The organism is Paraflavitalea soli, from assembly GCF_003555545.1.
GTDB classification, from domain to species: domain Bacteria; phylum Bacteroidota; class Bacteroidia; order Chitinophagales; family Chitinophagaceae; genus Paraflavitalea; species Paraflavitalea soli.
The window spans coordinates 4,191,114-4,213,844 of record NZ_CP032157.1 but is presented as its reverse complement, the minus strand read 5'-3'; the positions used below and the strand labels follow the sequence as shown (position 1 = coordinate 4,213,844).

The window sequence follows — 22,731 nt, the reverse complement described above, 5'->3', positions numbered from 1 at the left end:
CAACCAGGAACCAAAAACACAGGATGGATCATTGCCACAGAATGAATATCTTGCTATCATGATACAGAGATCCCTGCTAACCATCCTTGCCTGCAGCCTTATGACCACTTCCCTGTGGGCCCAACAGTCGCAAAAACTTTGGTATACCAAACCCGCCAAAGTATGGACCGAAGCCCTGCCCGTAGGCAATGGCCGCCTGGGCGCCATGGTATTTGGTGGGGTAGGGGAAGACCTTATCCAGCTCAATGAAGCTACCCTGTGGAATGGTGGTCCCGTGAGGACCAATGTCAACCCCGGCGCTTATGATCAGCTGCAGTTGGTACGCGAAGCCCTCTTCAAAGAAGAGAATTATACCAAAGCCTGGCAACTCACCAAAAAGATGCAGGGTTATTATTCTGAATCCTACCTGCCCCTGGGCGATCTGTATGTGCGGCAGCTATTGAAAGATCCCGTACCCACCACTTATTACCGCGACCTGGATATTGCCAATGCCATTGCCACCACACGATTCACCGTGGGAGGGACCACTTTCACCCGCCAGGTGATCAGTTCCGCACCCGATCAGGTGATCCTTATCCGCTTGACCACCGATAAGCCACGTAGTCTCAATATCATGGTAGGCGCCTCCTCACCTGTAAAGCACCGTTTAGCAGTTATCAGCAACAGTGAGATCGCCATCAGCGGAAAAGCTGCTTCCCATATTGATCCCAATTATGTACGGTCCGAACAGCCCATTACCCAGGATGATCCCACCGGCTGCAGGGGTATGCGGTTCAACTGGCGTATCAAAGCCACCACCAGCGATGGTATGATACAAGCCGACTCCACTGGCATTGGCATCACAGAAGCCTCCGAGATACTCATCTATGTTTCTGCTGCCACCAGCTTCAATGGGTTTGATAAATGTCCCGACTCACAGGGTAAGGATGAAACAAAGATCGCCACCCAATACCTGCAGGCCGCCCTTAAAAAGAACTGGAAAGCCTTGTTAACCGCCCACCAGGCCGATTACCACAAATACTTCAACCGCGTAAGTTTCTCACTTAATGCGCCCGCCGATAATAAGAATGCAGCCCTGCCTACTGATCAACGTCTGCTGGGTTATACAGAAGGCGCCAAAGATCCGGCCCTGGAGATGTTGTATTTCCAATACGGTAGGTATCTCTTGATCGCTTCTTCCCGCACACCCGGTGTGCCAGCCAACCTGCAAGGCATCTGGAATAAGGAAATGAGACCACCATGGAGCGCCAACTATACCACCAACATCAATGTGCAAATGAACTACTGGCCGGCAGAAGTGATGAACCTTTCCGAAATGCACCGGCCCATGCTGGAGTTTATTAAGAACACAGCTGTTACCGGCGCCGTTACTGCCAAAGAGTTTTACCATGCCCGTGGCTGGGCTGTTCACCACAACAGCGATATATGGGCCTTGTCCAATCCCGTAGGTGATATTGGTAACGGCGATCCCAAATGGGCCAACTGGACCATGGGGTCGCCCTGGCTGGCCCAGCACCTGTGGATGCACTACCAGTTTACCAAAGACAAAACCTTCCTGCAGCAAACCGCTTATCCCCTCATGAAAGGAGCCGCACAGTTTTGCCTCGACTTCCTGGTGGAAGATAAGAATGGCTTCCTCGTCACCGCCCCTTCTTTATCGCCGGAGAATAACTTTTATGATGATAAAGGCAAAACCGGCAGCGTGTCCATCGCCACCACCATGGATATGTCCATTATCTGGGACCTCTTCACCAATATCATAGATGCTTCCGCCGAACTGAATAGCGACAAGGAATACCGTGAAATGATCATTGCCAAACGGAGCAAACTGTTTCCCCTGCACATTGGCAAAAAAGGCAACCTGCAGGAATGGTACAAGGATTGGGAAGATCCCGAACCCCACCACCGGCACGTATCCCATTTGTTTGGATTACATCCCGGCCGTCAGATATCACCTATTACTACACCCGAATTGGCAGCAGCTTCCAAAAAAACACTGGAGCTGCGCGGTGATGAAGGCACCGGCTGGAGCCTGGCCTGGAAGATCAATTTCTGGGCGCGCCTGCTCGAGGGCGACCATGCCTATAAAATGATGCGCGATCTGCTGCGTATTACCGGACAGGAAGGAACCAATTATGCCAAAGGCGGCGGCTCCTATGCCAACCTTTTTGATGCACATCCTCCCTTCCAGATCGATGGTAATTTTGGTGGTGTGGCCGGTATGACCGAAATGTTGCTGCAAAGCCACCTGAGTCAGTTACACCTCCTGGCAGCCTTGCCCAACGAATGGGTCGCCGGCTCCGTAAAAGGATTAAAGGCGAGGGGGAATTTTGAAGTGTCGATCACCTGGAAGGAGCACCGGCTTAGTATGGCTACCATTACATCCATGGCTGGAAGCCCCTGCACCGTTCGTACAGCCTTTCCGGTAACAGTAACTGGCAATCAGGTAAAATCGGTAAAGGATGCTGACGGATACATTACTACCTTTAATACAGTAAAAGGTAAAACCTATACCCTGCGTGCAGCCAACCCTTAATTCATTAAAAGGAGGTGCATATGACTTTACAATTAAAGAGAGTATATGAAAAGCCCGCTAAGGAAGATGGCATGCGAATACTGGTGGATAGACTTTGGCCCCGCGGGTTGACCAAAGAAAAAGCAGCCGTTGACCTGTGGCTGAAAGAAATTGCACCCAGCACCACCCTCAGGAAATGGTTTGATCATGATCCCGCTAAATGGAATGAATTCAAGAAACGATACCGGAAGGAATTGATTGGCAACAAAGAACAGGTAGCCGTTCTCAAAGGTTACTTGTCCAATGGTCCCGTTACCTTGGTCTATGGCGCCAAAGATGAAGAACACAATGATGCTGTTGTATTGAAAGAATGGCTCGTGCGCTAACCCTTTGTTATTTTGACTCAAGAGAGAGCTGCTATCGAAGCAAAAGACTGCCGACTGCCGACTGTCGACTGCCGTTTGCCAACTGCCGCCTCATCACTCACTTCCCTGTCCCACAACTCCTACATCCTTAGGTAACAATACAGATGCCTTCACAGGCACAGCACTCAACTGATCGGCGCCGGTATCCAATGGCGTTTTGCGCAATTGCCCGTCCATGTCGAGCGTAATACCCCGGTAATCACTTTTGGCAGCGCCAATGGCAGGACTTCCCTTTTGCAGGTGATAGATGCCGGCAGCATCCTTGCTCAGCATGGGATCCGCCTTTGTATAGGCGCTATCCGGCAGCTGACCAGCACCCTTGGTATTGAAAATTATATTGCCTTTCCATATCGGATTGCTGTAAGGCCCTTTTACACTCACTGCTTCGCCACCACCCTGAATAATATTGTAGGCGATCGTAATCGAAGTAGAACCCAATCCGTTGGGACGTTCTGTACGCGTAATATTTTCTTCATTATTCACCAGCGTATTGAATACCACCAGCACCCGGTCAGGCCGGTCATGAGAACGCAGGTCAGCCCCATCCGCTACCTCTGCTCCGCCATTGCCGATATTGATGGCAGGCTTGCAGTTTTCAAAATAATTGCTGTGTATGATATGGTCATCGCCAAAAATGCGGAGACCCGGTGTGCGAAAAAAATAGTTGCCATACACTTCACAATGATTGCCATGCCGCAGCGTGAATTGCGCTTTGCAATCACGGATCGTATTGTACCGCACCGTTACGAAAGAGGCTTTTACAGAGATCAATTCATTCTCTCCGGCGCATTGCTCAAAGAGATTGTACTCCAGCAGGCTATGGCTCGAAGAAAGACTATAGCCACTCAGGCCAAATTGCAGCGCTTCTGCACCATTGCCCTTTTGTGGTAAGAAGTCCAGGAAATAATTGTGGTGTATCCACAGCCGTTCTGCTATCTGGTTGCCATCTCCCCGTACCCCGATGAATTTGCCCAAGGCATTCTTATGTTGAAAAGTGTTGTAATCTACCTGGTGGTCACTGCCATGAATGGTGAGGTAGTTTCCTTCTCCTATGGTTTGAAATACATTCCTTGTCCACCGGCAGAAGCGTGTGCCCGCTTGCATCACCGCTTTTTCCGAAGCATGTGTAAACACAAAGCCCTTGATGACGATGTACGAAGAAGGGCTTTCAATCGTAAAACCACCGGTTCCCTTGATCTCTGCACCGCCAATCTTTTCTGCTGTGATCGTGATCGGCTGCGATGCCGTACCACTGTTGCGGATACTAATATTGCCTGAGGTTACATATACCCCATTGGCTACCGTGATCACATCACCCGGCTTGCCGTTGTTGATGGCCGTTTGCAGCGCTGCCACTGACTTTACCAGGATGTCTTTGGCCGAAACTGCCTGTGTACCTGTTAGCAATAAAAGGAGCGATAAAAGTGCAATACCTGTCATTCTGGTGCCCTGGCGATGCATAGTTTGTCTCATTATATGGTTTTTCAATAATCTTGTTGTTAAACCACACAAGTACGAATAAATACTCCATCCTTTTGTCCCCTGTATTTGCTTTTTATGAAAGGATATTAACCTGTTACCTTTGATGCCCATGCCTGGACGGCTTCCTGATCCCTACCCACTGTTAAGCAATTGTAAACTCGTACCTTACAACCAGAGTTAAGCCTATTTTTAGGCGCTAATTGCCAATGCATTAAAGCTAATAGCTAAAGGTTAATACCTAAAAGCTAACTGCTAACACCTAATTCTTAACGCCTCCAACAATATGAAAGTCATTCTACAATTTGTTTACTGCCTCCTCCTTGTCTTCGTGGCCGGTGCCCAGAAAAACGACCAGCTTGAAAACGACCTGGATGCCAAAAGAGTACGCCTGCCCAATGGCTGGCACCTCTCACCCGCAGGGAGTTCCTTACCCCTGGGCGATCTGCCCCTCAACCTGGCCCTGTCCCGTTCTCAAAAATGGCTGGCAGTCACCAACAACGGGCAAAGTGTACAAAGCATTCAGCTTATCAATGCCCGTAAACAGGTCATTGCAGACAATATCGTGATCCCCAAATCCTGGTATGGCCTGAAGTTCAGTGCCGATGAAAAATTCCTGTACGCTTCCGGGGGCAACGACAACCGGATCATGAAATATGCCATCATCAAGGATAAACTGGTATTACAGGATAGCATTCAGCTGGGTAAACCCTGGCCTGTGAAAATATCCCCGGCGGGTATTGAAATAGACGATGCTGCCGGACTACTGTATGTGGTAACCAAGGAAGATAATTCCCTCTATATCGTCAACCTCGCCAGCAAAGCCATCCTGCAGAAGTTGCCATTGCGCAAGGAAGCTTATGCTTGTTTACTCTCTCCCGATAAGAGCGAGTTGTATATCTCCTTATGGGGTGGCGATAAAGTGTTGGTCCTCGATACCAAAGAACGGAAAATAACCGCTGAAATACCCGTGGGCGATAATCCCAATGAACTCTTGCTGACCAAAAAAGGCACTTATCTCTATGTAGCCAATGCCAACGACAACAGCGTATCCGTTATCGATATCCAGCAGCGCAAAGTACTGGAAGTATTGAACGCGGCCCTGTACCCGGCTGCCCCCGAGGGAACCACCTCCAATGGCCTGGCTTTGTCCACCAATGAAAAGACCTTGTATGTAGCCAACGCCGATAACAATTGCCTGGCCGTATTTGATGTAAGCGAGCCCGGTTCCACCCGCTCCAAAGGATTCATACCCGTAGGTTGGTATCCTACCAATATCAAAGTCATAGGAAAGAAATTATGGGTGACTAACGGCAAAGGATTTTCCTCTTTTGCCAATCCCAATGGCCCCAGTCCCCTGCGTCCAAGAGGCTCGGTTGTGAGGCACAAAGGAGACAGCACCGAGACCAAAGAAGTGGAATACATTGGTGGATTAATGAAAGGAACACTCTCCATCATCCAGGAGCCCAACGATGCTGCCCTGGCTATCTATTCAGGTGCAGTATATAAAAATACCCCTTACTCAAAAGAAGGAGAGCTGTCTGCCCAAGGCGAAAAAGGCAACCCCATCCCCATGAAAGTGGGCGACCCTTCACCTATCAAACACGTGTTTTACATCATCAAGGAAAACAGGACCTACGACCAGGTATTGAGCGATATGCCCGGGGGCAATGGCGATACCAGCCTACTCTTGTTTGGGAAATATGTAACTCCCAACCAGCATAAACTGGCTGGTGAGTTTGTATTGCTTGATAATTTTTATGCTGATGGCGAAGTGAGTGCCGATGGCCACAACTGGAGTACCTCAGCCCACGCCACTGATTTCCTGGAAAAGGATTGGCCTACTTCTTATGGTGGCCGGGGTGGCTCTTATCCTGGTGAAGGAAAACGCGCAGCCGCCAACCCTAAAAAAGGATTTATCTGGGATTACTGTCAGCGCGCAGGTGTTACCTTCCGTACCTATGGTGAATTTGCCGATGATGGTAAAGCCAATATACCCGTACTGGAAGGCCATTTATGTCCTTATTATACCGATTACAACCTGGCCGTAAGAGATACCACCCGTTTTTACCAGTGGCGCCGTGAGTTTGATTCCCTGGTGGCTGCAGGCGCCTTGCCACAATTCAACAGCATGCGCTTTGGCAACAACCATACAGAGGGATTGAGAACAGGCAGGCCAACTCCTTTTGCCCATGTGGCCGATAATGATTGGGCAGTAGGGCTGTTTGTAGAGCACCTCTCTAAAAGTCCCGTATGGAAAGAATCTGCTGTTTTCATCGTGGAAGATGATGCACAAAACGGACCTGATCACGTGGATGCACACCGTACCATTGCCTTTGTGGCCAGCCCCTATGTGAAAAGAAATTATGTGGACCATACCATGTACTCCACTTCTTCCATGTTGCGCACCATGGAGCTCATTCTCGGCCTGCCGCCCATGAGCCAGTACGATGCCGCCGCTATACCGATGTGGCGCAGTTTTACCGCTACGCCTGATTATACAGCTTATCAATCCGTGCCGGCCAATGTGAACCTCAATGATAAAAATACTGCCAACAATGCCACTGCCCGCCTGAGCAATACACTTGATTTCACAAAGGAAGACAGGATTCCCGACCTGCTCTTTAGCCAGATCATTTGGAAAGCAGTGAAAGGAGAGGAGAGCATAATGCCCGCCCCACGCCGCAGCTCCTTTGTAAAAACAGTGAAAGGAGAAGAAGACGAAGAGGAAGAAGAACGCGAAAGAGAAGAAGCCCAAAAGAAACAAAAACGCAAATAACTCCCATGTCAGCCTGAGCCTGTCGAAGGCGGCTTAAGGGTGGGTCGCCCTCGAAGGGCGGCTCACCCTGGTCTAAAGGAGCTTGTCGAAGCCGTATCCCCATATATCTTCACGCCCCCGGGAGCAAAATCATACACCTGTTTCCCGTCCCTGAACCACGTATCCTTCACCGCGCCTACGCCGTTGAACCGATACTGCAATCCAACAATGCCTGTAGCTTCATTGGGGAAAGCAAGCGAATAGGCTTGCACGCCATTCACGAAAAAGGTCATTTGTTTGTTGTGGCTCTCCACCCGCAAATGTGTCCATTGGCTTAGGTCGGCCCCGAATTTCGAGAGATCAGCTTCCTTGCTCGTCGCTGCTGCGCCGCAGGCAACCAGGCGCAGATCACCAATACAGGTTTTGGCTGCCAAAGGAATAATGATGATATCATTTTTACATTGTATCAGCACCTGAACCGATTGACAGGCGCCTGTGCCCGCGCTGAAATCATTTTTCAGCTTCGTCTCAAAAGTAAAATCGTTACTCTGTAAAGCCCCCAAATCCCGTTGGTTGAAGAAACGGATCTTCGGCGCTTGAGGATACAGCGATAACTGATAGGCTTTTAATGTAGCGGTGTCCACTTCTACCCGGTCGCTCTTAATAAATTCTTCCTTCTTAAAATAAAAGGGTATAGGAGTATTTTCAATCAGCCCAAGCCAGCCATCCGATGTGATCATCAGGTTCTGACTTTTTACTTCCGCTCCATCTACCATCAGCCTCGTCCTGAAATAGCCCGGATAATAATAAATGGCCGAATGTTCATGTCTGTCTTTGGGCACCAGCGTTTTGCGCGTGATATCCCAGGTCTGTTGGATAAAGACCGAATCCGTTGTCGCTGCTGTGGCATCATAAGTAAACACCACCGAATTGGGCACACCTTCCGACATCACTTTATTAAGCGCATAACTGAATTTCGAAGGATCAGGTTTCGGGTTTCTTTGCCTGGTCATAAATCCGATCAGCACCAACAGGACCACCAGACCGGCCAGTAGATAAATAAGCCGCTTGCGTTGGAAGGTGGAAGTGCGTAAACCAGCTACCGGTATCCGGTTTTCTTCAGGCGCTGACGCCATTGGTTCGGCAGCTTCCTGCAAAGGAGCAGGTACCGGGTTTACCACTGGCCGGAACTGTTGTTGGTAAGCGCGCCAGTTGGCATGGTCCAGAAAACGGGCCAGGGTGTCGAGCGTGGTGAGCGAAGGAGCATTGGTATAAGACACCTTGCCCCAAATTCTTTTGAGCGTCGATACACTCAGCTGCACCCCCGTCTTCGTAGCGATCAGATCTGCCAGCTTTTCAAAGTCAGCATTGCCCCAATCCACAGCACTACCCCAGTTGAGCCGCGTCTCTATTTCATACAGGCAAGCTTTGATATGCACTTGCTCATCATTTGTTGTCATATGATAATGAGCGATTTAACGCGTGAATAAAAATGAATACAATTTGAACATGCTTGAAATGCCACATCAGTCCCGCTTGATCCATATTTGGGCTATACAGCATTCATCAGAAAAATAAGATCATGAAAAAACACATCCATTGTACACTGCTCATCTTGCTTTTCATCAACAGTTTCCTCACCCTTCAGGTCCATGGCCAGCAACGGAAAATAGATGTTGGTGACCGTAACCTGTGGCAAATATATGACAGGGACCTGCAATTCACAGCCAAAGATACCATGGGGTTTGCCCCTTCAGATAGTATAGGTCAGTGGGTATTGAAAAATGAAGAATTGAGCCTCAGTGCCATCGAATTTGATGTGAAAGGAGAAAACAGTATGAACAACAATTTTGTAGGGATTGCTTTCAATATGCAGGACCTGCGAACTTTCGAGACCATCTATTTCAGGCCATTCAACTTTTTCAATCCCGATACCGTTCGCCGGCCAAGGTCCGTACAATATATGTACCTGCCCGACTATCCCTGGCCTCGGTTGAGGGAAGAACATCCTGGTAAATATGAGAACCGCATATTGAAAACCCCTGATCCCGACCAATGGTTCCATGTAAAAATCACCATCGATCATCCGGAGATAAAAGTATTCGTCAACAACAACCCCACACCTTCACTCGTGGTCAATAGCTTGTCCACACGGACAAAAGGGAAAATAGGTTTTTGGATGCAAGGTAAATCGCGTGGAAGTTTTGCCAATCTTGTTATTACACCGGCACAAACATCTAAGAAAGTTAGCTACGGTAACAATCCTGCCGCTGGTAAATACCTGCAGGTAGGAGATGCTTCACTCTACTACGAAGTATACGGTAAGGGCAGGCCAGTCCTATTGCTGCATGGCGGTGTCTATGGTTATATAGATGAATTTGAGCCTCTCATCGATGAACTGGCGAAGACCAACCTGGTGATTTGCCCGGCTACCCGCGGCCATGGAAGATCCCAGATTGGCAATACACCCTTCACCTGGCAGCAAAGAGCCGAAGATGCTTATAAGATAGTGCGCAGCATCACCAAAGAGAAGGTAGCCGTAATAGGATTTAGTGATGGGGCCGCAGCAGCATATAAGCTGGCAGCAATCCATCCCGAACTGGTTACCAGCCTGGTGGCCATTGGGTTTGGCAACAAATCCAAGGACAGTGCCAGGACAATTTTCAATTATACCCCCGAACTGCTGATGGGTCAGGCCCCCGAACTCTTCAATAGCCGCAAAAGCTTAATGCCCCAACCGGAACGGTGGGGGCAATGTCTTGCCTGGCTCAATCAATTGTACAACAACGAAATACTTAGCCAGGAGACTTTTACAAAGATCAAATGCCCTGTGCTGGTCATGACAGGTGAAAAGGATCAATACCACACCGTGGCTTCCGTTACATCCGTATCAAAAATGATCCCTGGCAGCAAACTGTCTGTCATTGAAGGATGCGGCCACGTAGTGATCGGCTGCAATTTCCCCGCCGTTTGGGGAAGCATAAAACCCTTTATAGCAAGCCCCAGGAGCGGCTCGTAACCCACAACTGACCACTCACAACTCGCATCTGACAGGCTGTTCGCTCGCAGCTCGTAGCTCACAGCTTGTCTTCCTCTACATTAACAAACCTTTAATCAACTCCAGCAATCGTTTGCCCGGTAATTGCTCGTATCCTGTTACATGAGCAATATCCAATCCACACCCGGGCCGGTTTGTTTCTCTACCAACCGGATAAGGCGATCACCCATCTTCTTTGTCGCAGCTGCACTATGTATAATGACCGTCATCAGTTGCAAGAAAAACGATTCGCCTGCCAGCACCATGCAGCAAGACCAGGAGCCTGCCTGTGAACCCGTACAGTTTACCAGCACTGCCATCGATGGCCGGTACATTGTGATGCTCAATGAGGCCGGTGCTACCGGTAGGCTCATCCAGTCTGCCGATCAGGCAAGGGTGGCTACCAACGTCCTTCGGCAAAAACACCGCATTGCAGATGCCCAGCTGGATGAAGTGCTCAGCAGCATCCATACAGGTTTTATTGCCAGGCTCACCTCAAAGCAGGCCGATGAGTTGAAGGCAGATGATGGAGTGCAGCTGGTAGAGCGTGATAGGGTCATCACCCTCGGCGTAGGATGCTTTACCGTAGTAAAACCATCTTCGGCACAATGGGGCGTACGCCGCGTGGGTGCAGGGGATGGCACCGGCAAAAGAGTGTGGATCATTGATACCGGTGTCGATCCCGATCACCCCGATCTGAATGTAGACAAGACATTGAGCAAGTCATTCATCACCGATGAAACATCTATTACAGACAACAATGGCCATGGCACCCATGTGGCAGGCATCATTGGCGCCCTGAATAATAATATCGGCACCCTGGGTGTAGCTTCAGGCGTAAGCATCATTGCTTTAAAGGCCCTTAATGGAGAAGGCTCCGGCAATACCAGCGGACTGATCCGCGCCCTCAATTATGTAGGCCAGAATGCACAAGCCGGTGAAGTAGTCAATATGAGCTTGGGAACCGATACCGTTTCATTGGCCCTCGACAATGCCGTACGCACCCTGGCAGCCCGGGGTATTCTCTTTGCCATAGCAGCAGGTAATGACCGGGTGAAGGCCAGTCTGAGTTCACCTGCCAGGGTCAATGCGGCCAATGTATTCACCGTATCAGCTATCGACAGCCTGGGACGCTTCGCCAGCTTCTCCAACTTTGGCAATGACGTGGTTGATTTTGCCGCTCCCGGTGTAAACATTGTATCTACCTACAGCCAGGGCAGGTATGCCAGGCTTAGTGGTACTTCTATGGCTGCGCCACATGTTGCCGGCATCCTGGTACTCAACGGAGCCCACATCATCGCCAAAGGCACAGCCTTGAACGATCCTGATGGAGTGCCCGATCCAATTGCAGCTGCTTACTGACCTGTATAACATCTCCTTTCTTATGCTTGCCCGCCTTGTGGTTCGTTCGTGTTAGCACGGATCAGTCGGCTAAGCAAGCGGCTCGTAGCTCGCAGCTCACAGCTCGGAGCTTTCCCGATTTAAACCGTAACTTTAAATAAAAAATGCCCCATAAAGGCCTGCTCTTCATTCCTGATATCAGTGGATTTACCCGGTTTGTCAATGAAATTGAAATAGAGCACAGCCGGCATATCATTCAGCAATTGCTCGAAATACTCATTAATGCCAACCAGGTAGGTCTTGAAGTGTCTGAAGTGGAAGGTGACGCGATTCTCTTTTATAAATTTGGCGATCCTGTTGAACTGGAAGCCTTGTACCACCAGGTACAAACTATGTTCACCGCCTTTCACCAGCACATCAATGCGTACAACCAGCGGCGTATTTGCCAATGCAAGGCTTGTATATCAGCCATCAACCTCAGCTTAAAAGTGATTACCCACTATGGAGAGTTCACTACTTACAATGTAAAGAACTTCAGCAAGCTGATTGGCAAAGATGTGATCGTTGCCCACCAGCTACTGAAAAATGATATTGACCAACATGAATACTGGCTGGTGACCCAAAACCTGTTGCAGGATGCTCCTCCCGTAGATTTCGCCGGTTGGATGCAATGGAACCGCAGCACCAAACAAACCGAGACAGGTGAAATACCCTTTCATTATACCCAGCTCAGCGAATTAAAAAATGAATTGCCTCCCTTACCCGCCCCTTACCTGGAGTTGGCAAAAAAGGTAAAGATGTTATCTGTTACAGAAGAGTATGATGTAGACATCAAGACCCTTTGTTATACGGTCGTGCACTTCGATCTTCGTCACCATTGGCAGAAAGGCATAAAGGCAGTAGATGAAGTGGAACATTTCCTGCCCGGTATTGGTAGCAGCCATCGTCATCTATACGAAAATGGGAAGGGTGTGATCATGTACACCAGTAGCTTTATGTACAATCCCGAAGAAAAGGTCATGTTCAGTGAAACCGAAGAAAAGAAAACCCGGGCCTTCTATTACACTATAGAAAAAATGGGTGATCACCAGGCCAGGCTCACCATTGATTTTTACCTGACAAGGAATTGGGTCAACCAGGTCCTGTTTACCCTGACGGAGAAAAAGAAATTGCAGCAAACCCTGCAACAGTCTTTGCTCAACCTCGATGCATTTGTAAAGACCATTGTACTGCCCCTGGAATTCTAAATAGGTATTAGCCCTTAGCTTTTAGGAGTTACCGAACAGCCAGGGACCAATACCTCAAGGCCAACAGCTAATAGCTAAAGGCTAAAAGCTATCCAAGTCGCAATTCCCCCAGCATTTTGTCCTTTTTCCCCCTGAGATACATTGACCGCGACAAGTAAATTTGTTACAGCTTAAATGTACCAGTATGGCAAAAACAGATTTTAAAACAGTAGATCAATACCACAGTACTTTTCCTCCGGAGGTAGTGGAAAGATTGGAAATCATCCGGGGCATCATTACAAAGGCAGCCCCCGATGCCGAAGAAGTGATCAGTTACCAGATACCAGCCTATAAGTACTTTGGCTTCCTGGTCTACTATTCTGCTTATAAATCACATATCTCCTTGTCCTATCCCTTCAGTGCTCGTTTCCTGGCAACTTTTAAGACCGATCTGGCCAAATACAATGTGAGTAAATCCGCTATTCAGTTTCCTCACGATGAACCATTACCCAAAGCTTTGATCAAGAAGATGGTCCAGTTCAGGATGAAAGAAAACAAGGAAAAGGGAGCCGTGAAGCCTGTGAAGAAGAAGGCGAAAGCCTAATAACCCGACTCCGTACTCTTTACTCCTGCCTCCCAACTCTTTATCCTGCCTTCTTATACACCCTGAGCAGGGGCACTGCATTTTTATTTTTGAGGTAATCAGAAGGAATATGGCCTGTAAACCGCTTGAAAGCTTCCCGGAACGAGTTGCGGTTATTGAATCCACATTGGTTGGCGAGTCCTTCCAGGCTCCAGTTAAAGGCCTGGCCTTGCCTGATCAGTATGATGGCGTGACTGATCCGGTGCAGATTCACAAAATCTGTAAATCGCATCGAGTATTCCTGGTTGATGAATCCCGATGCAGTGCCTGCCGCAGCCTGCCGGCATGAATACGTACACAGGCATCAAACTGTGGGTTAAAGTCCCCTGGCCGGCCCAGCGCCCGCGTGCCAATCGTGTATTCCTTGATCTCATTGACACGACCCGCAATGGTTTCCTCCACCACATATTCAAGAAAGCGGCACAACATCTCTTTGTTGCAGAATTCTTTACTCAGTCTGATGCGTGATAGTTGCTGATTGATCTCATGGGAAAGCGGAATTGATCCTGGCACAAGGTTTTCTGACATATTAGCAATAATTGGTTGATCTGTACGGTTTACGACAGACAGGGCATTGGAGCAATAGCGTAGATAAACTTCTTAGAGTCGTGGATTGTGTACTGCATAGGGGAAATAGCGGCTGCACTAAAATAACAAACATAAATCGATAAAACAATCAACATCATTGGCAACTTGCTAATATGAATTGGCCATTTATCCTTAAATTGTGTTACCACACAACCAAAAGCCTTGCTATGAATACACGACGCTCTTTCCTCCAAAAAATAACAGCAGCCTCCATCGCATTCCCATTATTATCTTTTGATGAATTAAGGGAACCCGGTCAGCGTGAAGAGCAGCCCTACGACGGGCCCGTATTAAGAGTGGCCATCATGGGCCTCGGCAGTTATGGTACCCGCGTAGCTGATGCTATGCAGGCCTCTCAAAAGGCCAAATTGGTGGGCGTTATTAGTGGTACCCCCTCCAAGGTCCAGGCCTGGCAGACAAAGTACAATATTCCCGAAAAGAATTGCTACAACTACGAGAACTTCGATAACATCAAAAACAATCCCGACATTGATGCTGTGTATGTTATTACCCCTAATGCCCTCCACCACGATCAGGTAATTCGTGTAGCCAAAGCCGGTAAGCATGCCATCTGCGAAAAGCCCATGGCCCTTACTGCCCGGGAAGGACAGGAAATGGTGGATGCCTGTAAAAAAGCCAACGTACAATTACTGGTAGGATACCGGATGCATTTTGAACCCAAAACACTCGAGATCGTGCGCATGCGTAAAGACGGTGAATTAGGAAAGATCCTCTTCTTCCAGGGGCTCTCTGGTTTCAGGATTGGTGACCCTACACAATGGCGCCTCAATAAACAACTCGCCGGCGGAGGTGCAATGATGGACATTGGTATCTATTCCATCAATGGCGCCCGCTACATGACAGGGGAGGAGCCCATTTGGGTTACTGCAGAAGAAACAAAGACAGACCCCGTTAAATTCAAGGAAGGCGTAGACGAGACCATACAGTTCCAAATGGGGTTTCCTTCAGGGGCAGTGGCCTCCTGCCTGTCTACCTACAGCATGAATAACCTCGATCGTTTTTTCCTTAATGGAACGAATGGATATGCTGAATTGCAGCCCTCCACCGGATATGGCCCCATCAAAGGACGTACACACAAAGGAGAGCTTACCCAGCCTCATAATACCCACCAAACCGTACAAATGGATGAGATGGCCGGCATCATCCTGGAAGGCAAACGACCCATCATACCCGTAGACGGAGAAGAAGGCGTACGAGACCTGAAAATTATCGATGCCATCTATGCTGCTGTCAAAACAGGAAAAAAGGTAACACTTTAGGGGGCTACTGCTTTGTTGCAAACGTTGCAACATTAATATTCCGGTACAGTTTATCGATACATTTCTTCGTACGAACGCTTGTTATTGTTGTTCTGATACGGTCGTATTCAGCCCTTTACATTGCCGCAATTGCCCCCCGGATATAAATTTTAATCAATCTACTTTTACCCTGCGAACTTTGTTGCCGCTAACCTTGTTAATAACTGCCGTTTACCGCAACGTTTCCAGGTAAGAAGTGATCAATACCCGGGAAACCAGTACCGGCGCACTGGAAATTGGTGTCAGACAATTTTTCTCTTAAAAAAACTTGCCGGTAAGGTAAACGTCGTTACTTTTGCTAACACTGTTAGAAAAAGTAACGATGGGAATATCAGAAAGACGGTTACGGCAAAAAGAGGAGGTACGCTCTAATATACTGGCTACAGCCTGGCAAATTGTAAAAGAGGAAGGGTGGCAGGCACTCTCCATCCGCAAGATTGCCGATGCTATAGAATACAGTGTCCCCGTGGTGTATGACCATTTTGTGAACAAGGAGTGTATTCTTATGGAGTTTGCCCGGGAAGGGTTCTGTCTCCTGGCTAAAAAGCTGCAACTGGCCAAAAGCAAGCATATGGATCCGGCCATGCAGTTGAAAGCGATGGCAGATGCCTATTGGAACTTCGCTTTTAAAAACAAGGAGTTCTACCAGGTAATGTTCAGCCTGGGTATCCCTTGCGCTGAAGTCGACGACTGCAGCTGCCTGCCGGAAAAGATCAGTTTCAGAACCCTTGTATCGGATTCCGTATCCGAAATACTGGTAAGAAACAAACGAACAGACATTAGTGTATGCCTTAAAAGTCACACGTTCTGGTCCGTTATACATGGCCTCATCTCCATCAAAATGATGAGAACATCCGATGTATCAGACGATCTTAATAAAATGGTAATGGACGACGCGATAGAAGGGTTTATTAAAAACCTCGCTTAATTCCATAAGGTGAACTTATCCTGTGCGTAAAAAAATAGGCTAATTTATTTAGTGGTCCATAACTAATTTAATTAGCTTTGCCCCACTTGAATACTGTGGGGAAATAATGGCGCAACATTCATTTGCCGGGATAAACAGTAACGAAAGGGAAAGAAGCCATGAAACAACAAATCCTCCTGCTCTTACTTGCAGGCAAAGGATCGGAATAATAATACCGGGATTTGTCTGTATTCGTCACATCCGTTCGTCATAGCTACGATCAGCATTGATTATCCTACCCGACTGATAGAAACTCATGTCGATTGCCATGCTTTTGCCATAAGCATATTGTTGAAATATTGACCTGTTTTATTATAAACCGGAAGCAAACCCTGCTTCCTGTAAACAACCTGTTATGCAATACATAAAGATGAATAAAAGAACAAAACAATCATTTACTGCTTCTGCTTACCCGGCCGCGCAACGCATCGCTGCCTCGCTGGGTCACGTTTTATTGGGTGCCGTTGTCATTATTTTATTATATAGCTGCGGCTCATCTGCTGCCCCCGGAGCAGGCTTTGGCGCACCGCCTCCGCCACAACTACCCGTTGTAGCAGTAACGGTAGCCCCTGGTACTACTTATAAGGAGTATTCCGCTACACTGGAAGGCAAGGTCAACGTTGAAATTCGCCCACAGGTAGAAGGCTTTCTCGAGAAGATCTTTGTAGATGAAGGCGCTTATGTAAAGGCTGGCCAGCCATTATTTAAGATCGATGCCCGCGTGTACAATGAGCAACTCAGCAGCGCCCAGTCAAACTTACTGGCTGCACAGGCCAATGTGCAAAAAGCACAGGTAGAGGTCGATCGCCTCATTCCACTGGTAGACAATAAAGTGATCTCCGAAGTGCAACTCAAGACCGCCCGTGCGGCTTATGATGCTGCCAATGCAGCAGCAGAACAAGCCAAAGCACAGGTTGGCAGCGCTAAGATCAACATTGGCTACACCTACATTACCGCACCCGTTAGTGGCTATATTGGCCGCATACCTTATAAGACAGGTAGCCTGGTAGGTAAAAGCGAGAATATGCCGCTTACTTTGTTGTCCGACATTAGCGAGGTATATGCTTACTTCTCTATGACCGAGGCAGAGTTTATTACTTTCAAACAACAATTCGCAGGTAATACTATCGATGAGAAAGTGAAGAAAGTACCAGGGGTTGAACTGCTCCTGGCCGATAACAGCACCTATACGCAAAAAGGAAAGATCAGCAGCATCGATGGCCAGTTTGATAAATCCACTGGTACCATCAGTTTCCGAGCTACTTTCCCTAATGCAGGCGGTATGCTTCGCTCTGGTAACACCGGTAAAATACGGATACCACAAAACTTTACACAAGCCGTAGTAGTACCGCAGGAAGCTACCTTCGAAATACAGGACAAGATCTTCGTATTCGCAGTGGGCGATAGTAATAAAGTAGCTAGCAAGCCAATTACCGTATCAGGTAAATCTGTAGGCTGGTACTTCGTGGAAAGTGGTCTTAAACCAGGTGAGAAGATCGTTTTTGCCGGTGCCGGTAACCTGCAGGATGGAATGGTCATCGTACCACAACCCATTTCTGCCGACAGCTTATTGAAAGCAAAACCATTGTAAGAACACTAATACAGTATTCAGTATACTGTAGATTAATGCCGTATACTGAATGCTTAAATTCTGTATGCTGAATTCTAAATTCTGAATTCTAATTCTCTTCCCATGCTTAAAAAATTCATTGAAAGGCCCGTATTATCGACGGTCATCTCCATCATATTGCTCTTATTGGGCGGCCTGTCGTTATATACACTGCCTGTTACACTTTTCCCGGATATCGCACCGCCCAGCGTACAGGTAACAGCCCTGTACCCCGGCGCCAATGCCGAAGTAGTGGCACGTTCCGTAGCCACTCCATTGGAAGAAGCCATCAATGGTGTGGAAAACATGACCTACATGACTTCCAATTCCAGTAATGATGGTAGTATGACCCTTACCGTCTTCTTCAAGCAAGGAACCGATCCCGATATCGCTTCTGTAAACGTACAGAACCGTGTATCCAAAGCTGTGAACCAGGTGCCTACAGAAGTAGTACAGGCGGGTATCTCCACCCAGAAAGTACAGAACAGTTTCATCATGTTTGTGGCCCTTTCAGGTGATAAAGAGGCGGGGTACGATGAACTGTTCCTGGAAAACTATATCAAGATCAACCTCATCCCCGAGATTCAGCGCGTACCCGGGGTTGCCCAGGCCCAGGTTTTTGGCGCCAAGGATTATTCCATGCGTATCTGGCTGAAACCCGATCGTCTCATTGCCAACAACCTTTCTCCCCAGGATGTACTCAATGCCATCAAAGACCAGAACCTCGAAGCAGCTCCCGGCCGTTTGGGACAGAACAGTGCAGAGTCATTTGAGTATGTATTGAAATACAAGGGTAAGCTGAACCAGGGTGAAGATTATGAGAATTTCGTGATCAAAGCCAATAGCGATGGTTCCATGCTGCGCCTGAAAGACCTGGCCCGTGTAGAATTTGGTTCCTATACCTATGCTTCCCAAAGCCGCATGGATGGTAATCCTGTAGCAGGATTTGCCGTACTCCAGACAGCCGGCTCCAATGCCAACGATATCCTTACCGAAGTAGAGCGGAAACTGAAAGAATTCGAACGTACATTGCCCAAGGGCGTGAAAACGACCGTGATGTACAACTCCAAGGAGTTCCTCGATGCATCTATTGACCAGGTAACAGAAACACTGGTAATCGCCTTTGTACTGGTATTTGCGGTGGTATTCCTCTTCTTGCAGGATTTCCGTTCCACCCTTATCCCGGCAATCGCCGTTCCCGTGGCCATCATTGGTACCTTCTTCTTCATGCAGTTGTTTGGTTTCACACTCAACCTCCTTACCCTCTTCGCCCTGGTACTGGCCATCGGTATCGTGGTGGATGATGCCATCGTGGTGGTGGAAGCCGTACACTCAAAAATGGAAAGGACCAAACTGCCGGCAAGAGTGGCAACCCTGCAATCTATGAATGAGATATCAGGCGCCATCATCTCTATCACCCTCGTAATGGCTGCGGTGTTCATTCCCGTAGGCTTCATGCAGGGCCCTGCCGGTGTATTCTACAGACAGTTTGCCTTCACCCTGGCCATCGCCATCTTAATATCCGCTGTCAATGCCTTGACCCTTAGCCCGGCACTTTGCGCATTGTTCCTGAAAGGTGGACATGAAGAAGAAGGACATGGTAAAAAGAAAGGGTTCGGAGCCCGTTTCTTCGGCGCTTTCAACGCAGGGTTTAATACTGTTACCAATAAGTATATCAAAAGCCTCGGCTTCCTGATACGTCATAAATGGATATCCATTACTGGTCTGGTAGCCATCGCTGCTATCAGTTTCTGGCTGGTAAAGACCACACCAACCGGTTTTATCCCTACAGAAGACCAGGGTTTCGTACTGTATGCTGTGAATACCCCTCCCGGTAGTTCACTCGAAAGGACCCGTGAGGCTACTTTAAAGATGGATAGCATTATCAGGAAAGATCCAGCAGCTAATCACCTTTATGTAATTGATGGTCTCAACTTCATCAGCAATGCCAGCGCTTCTCCTTATGCAGCAGGCTTTATGCGGCTGAAAGATTATAAAGACAGAGGCGCTGTAAAAGACCCCGATCAGATTGCCAATGGTATTGCCGCACAGGTGTCGCAGGTAAAAGGCGCCAGCGCCTTCTTCTTCAACTTCCCCACCGTGCAGGGCTTTGGTAACGTGAGTGGTTTTGAATTCATGCTGCAGGACAGGACCAACGGACCGCTCGATAAACTGGGCAATACCGCCTGGGGTTTCATCGGCGCCCTGATGCAAAGGCCTGAAATCGCGTATGCCTTCACCACCTTTGCTACCGGCAACCCGCAGTATATGATCGAAGTAGACAACATAAAAGCGAAGCAACTGGGTATCTCTATCACAGAGCTGATGCAAACCATGCAGATCTATTTCGGCAGTAGCTACGTGTCTGACTTCAACCGCTTTGGTAAATACTACCGCGTAATGGCGCAGGCCGATATTAAATATCGTACCAATACCGAATCACTCGATGGTATCTACGTAAAGAACAATGCCGGTGAAATGGTGCCTGCTAAAACCGTGGTTAACCTGAAGCGTGTGTATGGGCCGGAAACAGTAACCCGCAACAACCTGTTCAATGCCGTAACCATCAATGGTGTTCCCAAGCCTGGTTACAGTACCGGTGATGCCATCAAAGCCGTGGAAGAAACAGCTAAGAAGGCATTGCCCAGGGGATTTGCTTATGAGTGGACCGGTGTAACCCGTGAGGAGATCAAAACAGGAGGACAAACAGGTTTCATCTTCCTGTTGAGTATCATTTTCGTTTACTTCCTCCTGGCAGCCCAATATGAGAGCTATATCCTGCCGTTCGCCATTATCTTGACCATTCCTACCGGCGTATTGGGTGTATTCTCTTTCATTGGATGGGCTGGTGTAGAGAACAATATCTATGTACAGATCGGTTTGATCATGCTCGTAGGTTTGTTGGCTAAGAACGCCATCCTGATCGTTGAGTATGCTGTACAGCGCCGCAGGGCAGGTATGGGGCTCGTTGAATCAGCCATCGAAGCATCAAGGCTCCGGTTGCGTCCGATCCTGATGACCTCTTTTGCCTTCATCGTGGGGCTGTTACCGCTTGTATTTACACATGGCGCCTCTGCCAAGGGTAATGCATCCATCGGTACCAGTGCCGTAGGAGGGATGCTTACAGGTGTAATTCTCGGTATATTCATCATACCCGTACTCTATGTAATATTCCAATACCTGCAGGAGAAAATAACCGGCAGAACAGGACCAAGAGAGATCAGCCTGAGCGAATAAGCCAATTAATTCATTCCAGGTGACACCTTCCAAAAGCGTCACCTGGAATGTTCAGAATAAAAATTGTAGCACTTAAACGGATATAGTAATGCAATACAAGCATATTCCTATTTACACAACAGTTTTGGCCGTCCTCATACTGGCTGGCTGTAAAGTGGGCAAAGATTACCAGCGCCCACAGGTACAACTGCCACAACAGTTCGGCACCCAGGCCCAACAAAGTTTTGCCGATACCAGCAGTATCGCAGATATCGCCTGGAAGGACTTCTTTACCGATGCCACCCTCCGGGAATTGATTACCAGGGGTATCTCCTATAACAATGACCTGCAGGTAGCCATCAAGCGCATCGACATTGCAAATGCGAATACCAAACAGGCTAAGCTCCTTCAATTACCTACCGTAGACCTGCAAGCATCGGGTTCCATTAACCGGGTATCCGATAACAGTTTGAATGGAAAGAGCGTTCCCCTCTTTTTGGGTAAATCATACGTGGAGAATTACCAGCTGGTGGCTAATATTTCCTGGGAAGCCGATATATGGGGTAAGATCCGCCGGCAAAAGGAAACCACCATCGCCCAATACCTCCAGACACAGGAAGCAGCCAAAGCAGTGCAAACCCAATTGGTGTCTGACATTGCCCAGGGATATTATAATCTTCTGATGCTCGACAGGCAACTTGTTATTGCCCGTAACAACCTGATATTGAATGACAGCTTTGTGAATGTTACCCGCATCCTGCAACAGGGCGGTGAGGTGACTACCCTGGCTGTTCGCCAGGCCGAAGCACAAAAGCAGACCACCGCTTTATTGATTCCCCAGTTGGAGCAGGATATCGCACTCCAGGAAAATGCCCTGCAGATCTTGACAGGACAACTGCCAGGCAAATTGGCCCGCGCCACTACCCTGAACGATCTGACTATTCCTGATGCCTTGTCGGCAGGTTTACCTGTAGCCATGGTGAGCAGAAGGCCCGATGTAAGGACCACCGAAATGGCCCTTGTAATGGCCAATGCCCAGGTAGGTATAGCGCAGGCCAATATGTATCCCGCGCTTAATATTACCGCAGGCGGAGGTCTCGAAGCGTACGAATTCCTCAATTGGTTCAAAATACCCGGATCGCTTTTTGCACTGGGAACGGGTACCATCCTGCAGCCTGTTTTCAGAAAAAAAGAACTGAAAACCAGGTTTGAAATAGCCAAGATCGAAAGAGAACAGGCCGTGATACAATTCAAACAATCCGTATTACTGGCCACCGGAGAAGTAAGCAACGCACTCGTACAGGTAGAAAAACTGAAAGAACAGCGCATACTGGCAGGTAGCCAGGTCGATACCTTGAAGGAAGCCGTGGGTAATGCCCAGCTTTTATTCAAAAGTGATATGGCCAACTACCTTGAAGTGATCACTGCCCAAACCAATGCCCTTCAGGCAGAACTCAACCTGGCAGCCGTTCAGCGCAGCCAGTTGGGCGCAGTGGTTGAGCTGTATCGCTCCCTGGGCGGCGGTTGGAAATAAGATTAAGGAGAGAGTTTATCCATGAAAATAAAATGGGTCATTCCTGCTTCAGGCGGAATGGCCCATTTTTTGTT

Annotated in this window: 16 protein-coding genes; 12 read left to right on the top strand and 4 right to left on the bottom strand. The window is 48.3% G+C overall.

Annotated elements, in window-relative coordinates; translation table 11 throughout:
• The first annotated feature begins 58 nt into the window (after positions 1 to 58).
• Together D3H65_RS15610 and D3H65_RS15605 are read left to right on the top strand one after the other, a co-directional pair.
• Entirely contained in the window at positions 59 to 2,536 is a 2,478-nt protein-coding gene (locus D3H65_RS15610) for a glycoside hydrolase family 95 protein (protein ID WP_119054533.1), read from the top strand.
• A gap of 20 nt (positions 2,537 to 2,556) precedes the next feature.
• A complete protein-coding gene (locus D3H65_RS15605) occupies positions 2,557 to 2,901 on the top strand; it encodes a DUF488 domain-containing protein (RefSeq protein WP_119051202.1) in 345 nt (114 codons plus the stop codon).
• Between the two features lie 93 nt (positions 2,902 to 2,994).
• Here D3H65_RS15605 and D3H65_RS15600 read toward each other — a convergent pair whose 3' ends face one another.
• On the bottom strand, positions 2,995 to 4,413 hold the full coding sequence (locus tag D3H65_RS15600) for a polysaccharide lyase 6 family protein (RefSeq protein WP_245999758.1): 1,419 nt from the start codon (positions 4,411 to 4,413) through the stop codon (positions 2,995 to 2,997).
• Positions 4,414 to 4,705: 292 nt separating this feature from the next.
• Here D3H65_RS15600 and D3H65_RS15595 point away from each other — a divergent pair, with 292 nt between their 5' ends.
• Positions 4,706 to 7,198: a bifunctional YncE family protein/alkaline phosphatase family protein gene (locus D3H65_RS15595; protein WP_119051200.1), complete on the top strand. Its 2,493-nt coding sequence runs from the start codon at positions 4,706 to 4,708 to the stop codon at positions 7,196 to 7,198.
• A 62-nt stretch (positions 7,199 to 7,260) separates the two neighbouring features.
• Here D3H65_RS15595 and D3H65_RS15590 read toward each other — a convergent pair whose 3' ends face one another.
• Positions 7,261 to 8,637, bottom strand: a complete 1,377-nt coding sequence (locus D3H65_RS15590; protein WP_211345694.1) for a hypothetical protein — start codon at positions 8,635 to 8,637, stop codon at positions 7,261 to 7,263.
• Between the two features lie 122 nt (positions 8,638 to 8,759).
• Here D3H65_RS15590 and D3H65_RS15585 point away from each other — a divergent pair, with 122 nt between their 5' ends.
• The 4 genes from D3H65_RS15585 to D3H65_RS15570 all read left to right on the top strand — a co-directional run bounded on the left by D3H65_RS15585 (position 8,760) and on the right by D3H65_RS15570 (position 13,385).
• Positions 8,760 to 10,196, top strand: coding sequence for an alpha/beta fold hydrolase (locus tag D3H65_RS15585; RefSeq protein WP_119051199.1), 1,437 nt, complete (start codon positions 8,760 to 8,762; stop codon positions 10,194 to 10,196).
• Between the two features lie 141 nt (positions 10,197 to 10,337).
• Positions 10,338 to 11,576 carry a S8 family serine peptidase gene (locus tag D3H65_RS15580; RefSeq protein WP_211345693.1) on the top strand — a complete coding sequence of 413 codons (1,239 nt, stop codon included), beginning with the start codon at positions 10,338 to 10,340 and terminating at the stop codon, positions 11,574 to 11,576.
• A gap of 143 nt (positions 11,577 to 11,719) precedes the next feature.
• Positions 11,720 to 12,802, top strand: coding sequence for a DUF2652 domain-containing protein (locus D3H65_RS15575; protein ID WP_119051197.1), 1,083 nt, complete (start codon positions 11,720 to 11,722; stop codon positions 12,800 to 12,802).
• A 184-nt stretch (positions 12,803 to 12,986) separates the two neighbouring features.
• Entirely contained in the window at positions 12,987 to 13,385 is a 399-nt protein-coding gene (locus D3H65_RS15570; protein WP_119051196.1) for an iron chaperone, read from the top strand.
• Positions 13,386 to 13,425: 40 nt separating this feature from the next.
• On the opposite strand, the gene D3H65_RS15565 is transcribed toward D3H65_RS15570, so the two are convergent.
• Both D3H65_RS15565 and D3H65_RS32955 read right to left on the bottom strand, forming a co-directional pair.
• Entirely contained in the window at positions 13,426 to 13,656 is a 231-nt protein-coding gene (locus D3H65_RS15565; protein ID WP_119051195.1) for a helix-turn-helix domain-containing protein, read from the bottom strand.
• Positions 13,635 to 13,952, bottom strand: a complete 318-nt coding sequence (locus tag D3H65_RS32955; RefSeq protein ID WP_162915654.1) for a hypothetical protein — start codon at positions 13,950 to 13,952, stop codon at positions 13,635 to 13,637. Before D3H65_RS32955 ends, D3H65_RS15565 begins: the two co-directional genes overlap by 22 nt.
• Positions 13,953 to 14,179: 227 nt before the next feature.
• Here D3H65_RS32955 and D3H65_RS15555 point away from each other — a divergent pair, with 227 nt between their 5' ends.
• The 5 genes from D3H65_RS15555 to D3H65_RS15535 all read left to right on the top strand — a co-directional run bounded on the left by D3H65_RS15555 (position 14,180) and on the right by D3H65_RS15535 (position 22,657).
• On the top strand, positions 14,180 to 15,292 hold the full coding sequence (locus D3H65_RS15555; protein WP_119054532.1) for a Gfo/Idh/MocA family protein: 1,113 nt from the start codon (positions 14,180 to 14,182) through the stop codon (positions 15,290 to 15,292).
• 334 nt (positions 15,293 to 15,626) lie between these two features.
• Positions 15,627 to 16,259, top strand: coding sequence for a TetR/AcrR family transcriptional regulator (locus tag D3H65_RS15550; RefSeq protein WP_245999757.1), 633 nt, complete (start codon positions 15,627 to 15,629; stop codon positions 16,257 to 16,259).
• A 394-nt stretch (positions 16,260 to 16,653) separates the two neighbouring features.
• The gene (locus tag D3H65_RS15545) at positions 16,654 to 17,889 is read left to right on the top strand and encodes an efflux RND transporter periplasmic adaptor subunit (protein ID WP_245999756.1); all 1,236 of its coding nucleotides are present in this window, start codon (positions 16,654 to 16,656) and stop codon (positions 17,887 to 17,889) included.
• A 102-nt stretch (positions 17,890 to 17,991) separates the two neighbouring features.
• Positions 17,992 to 21,144, top strand: a complete 3,153-nt coding sequence (locus D3H65_RS15540; protein WP_119051192.1) for an efflux RND transporter permease subunit — start codon at positions 17,992 to 17,994, stop codon at positions 21,142 to 21,144.
• Between the two features lie 88 nt (positions 21,145 to 21,232).
• Positions 21,233 to 22,657, top strand: coding sequence for an efflux transporter outer membrane subunit (locus D3H65_RS15535; protein ID WP_119051191.1), 1,425 nt, complete (start codon positions 21,233 to 21,235; stop codon positions 22,655 to 22,657).
• The last annotated feature ends 74 nt before the right edge of the window (positions 22,658 to 22,731 follow it).

Excerpts from the sequence above, each read along its gene's own strand:
- D3H65_RS15610 (WP_119054533.1), top strand. The coding sequence starts at position 59 with ATGATACAGAGATCCCTGCTAACCATCCTTGCCTGCAGCCTTATGACC.
- D3H65_RS15580 (WP_211345693.1), top strand. The coding sequence starts at position 10,338 with ATGAGCAATATCCAATCCACACCCGGGCCGGTTTGTTTCTCTACCAAC.
- D3H65_RS15585 (WP_119051199.1), top strand. The coding sequence starts at position 8,760 with ATGAAAAAACACATCCATTGTACACTGCTCATCTTGCTTTTCATCAAC.
- D3H65_RS15600 (WP_245999758.1), bottom strand. The coding sequence starts at position 4,413 with ATGAGACAAACTATGCATCGCCAGGGCACCAGAATGACAGGTATTGCA.
- D3H65_RS15545 (WP_245999756.1), top strand. The coding sequence starts at position 16,654 with ATGCAATACATAAAGATGAATAAAAGAACAAAACAATCATTTACTGCT.
- D3H65_RS15605 (WP_119051202.1), top strand. The coding sequence starts at position 2,557 with ATGACTTTACAATTAAAGAGAGTATATGAAAAGCCCGCTAAGGAAGAT.
- D3H65_RS15540 (WP_119051192.1), top strand. The coding sequence starts at position 17,992 with ATGCTTAAAAAATTCATTGAAAGGCCCGTATTATCGACGGTCATCTCC.
- D3H65_RS32955 (WP_162915654.1), bottom strand. The coding sequence starts at position 13,952 with ATGTCAGAAAACCTTGTGCCAGGATCAATTCCGCTTTCCCATGAGATC.
- D3H65_RS15575 (WP_119051197.1), top strand. The coding sequence starts at position 11,720 with ATGCCCCATAAAGGCCTGCTCTTCATTCCTGATATCAGTGGATTTACC.
- D3H65_RS15595 (WP_119051200.1), top strand. The coding sequence starts at position 4,706 with ATGAAAGTCATTCTACAATTTGTTTACTGCCTCCTCCTTGTCTTCGTG.
- D3H65_RS15535 (WP_119051191.1), top strand. The coding sequence starts at position 21,233 with ATGCAATACAAGCATATTCCTATTTACACAACAGTTTTGGCCGTCCTC.
- D3H65_RS15555 (WP_119054532.1), top strand. The coding sequence starts at position 14,180 with ATGAATACACGACGCTCTTTCCTCCAAAAAATAACAGCAGCCTCCATC.
- D3H65_RS15570 (WP_119051196.1), top strand. The coding sequence starts at position 12,987 with ATGGCAAAAACAGATTTTAAAACAGTAGATCAATACCACAGTACTTTT.
- D3H65_RS15590 (WP_211345694.1), bottom strand. The coding sequence starts at position 8,637 with ATGACAACAAATGATGAGCAAGTGCATATCAAAGCTTGCCTGTATGAA.
- D3H65_RS15565 (WP_119051195.1), bottom strand. The coding sequence starts at position 13,656 with ATGCGATTTACAGATTTTGTGAATCTGCACCGGATCAGTCACGCCATC.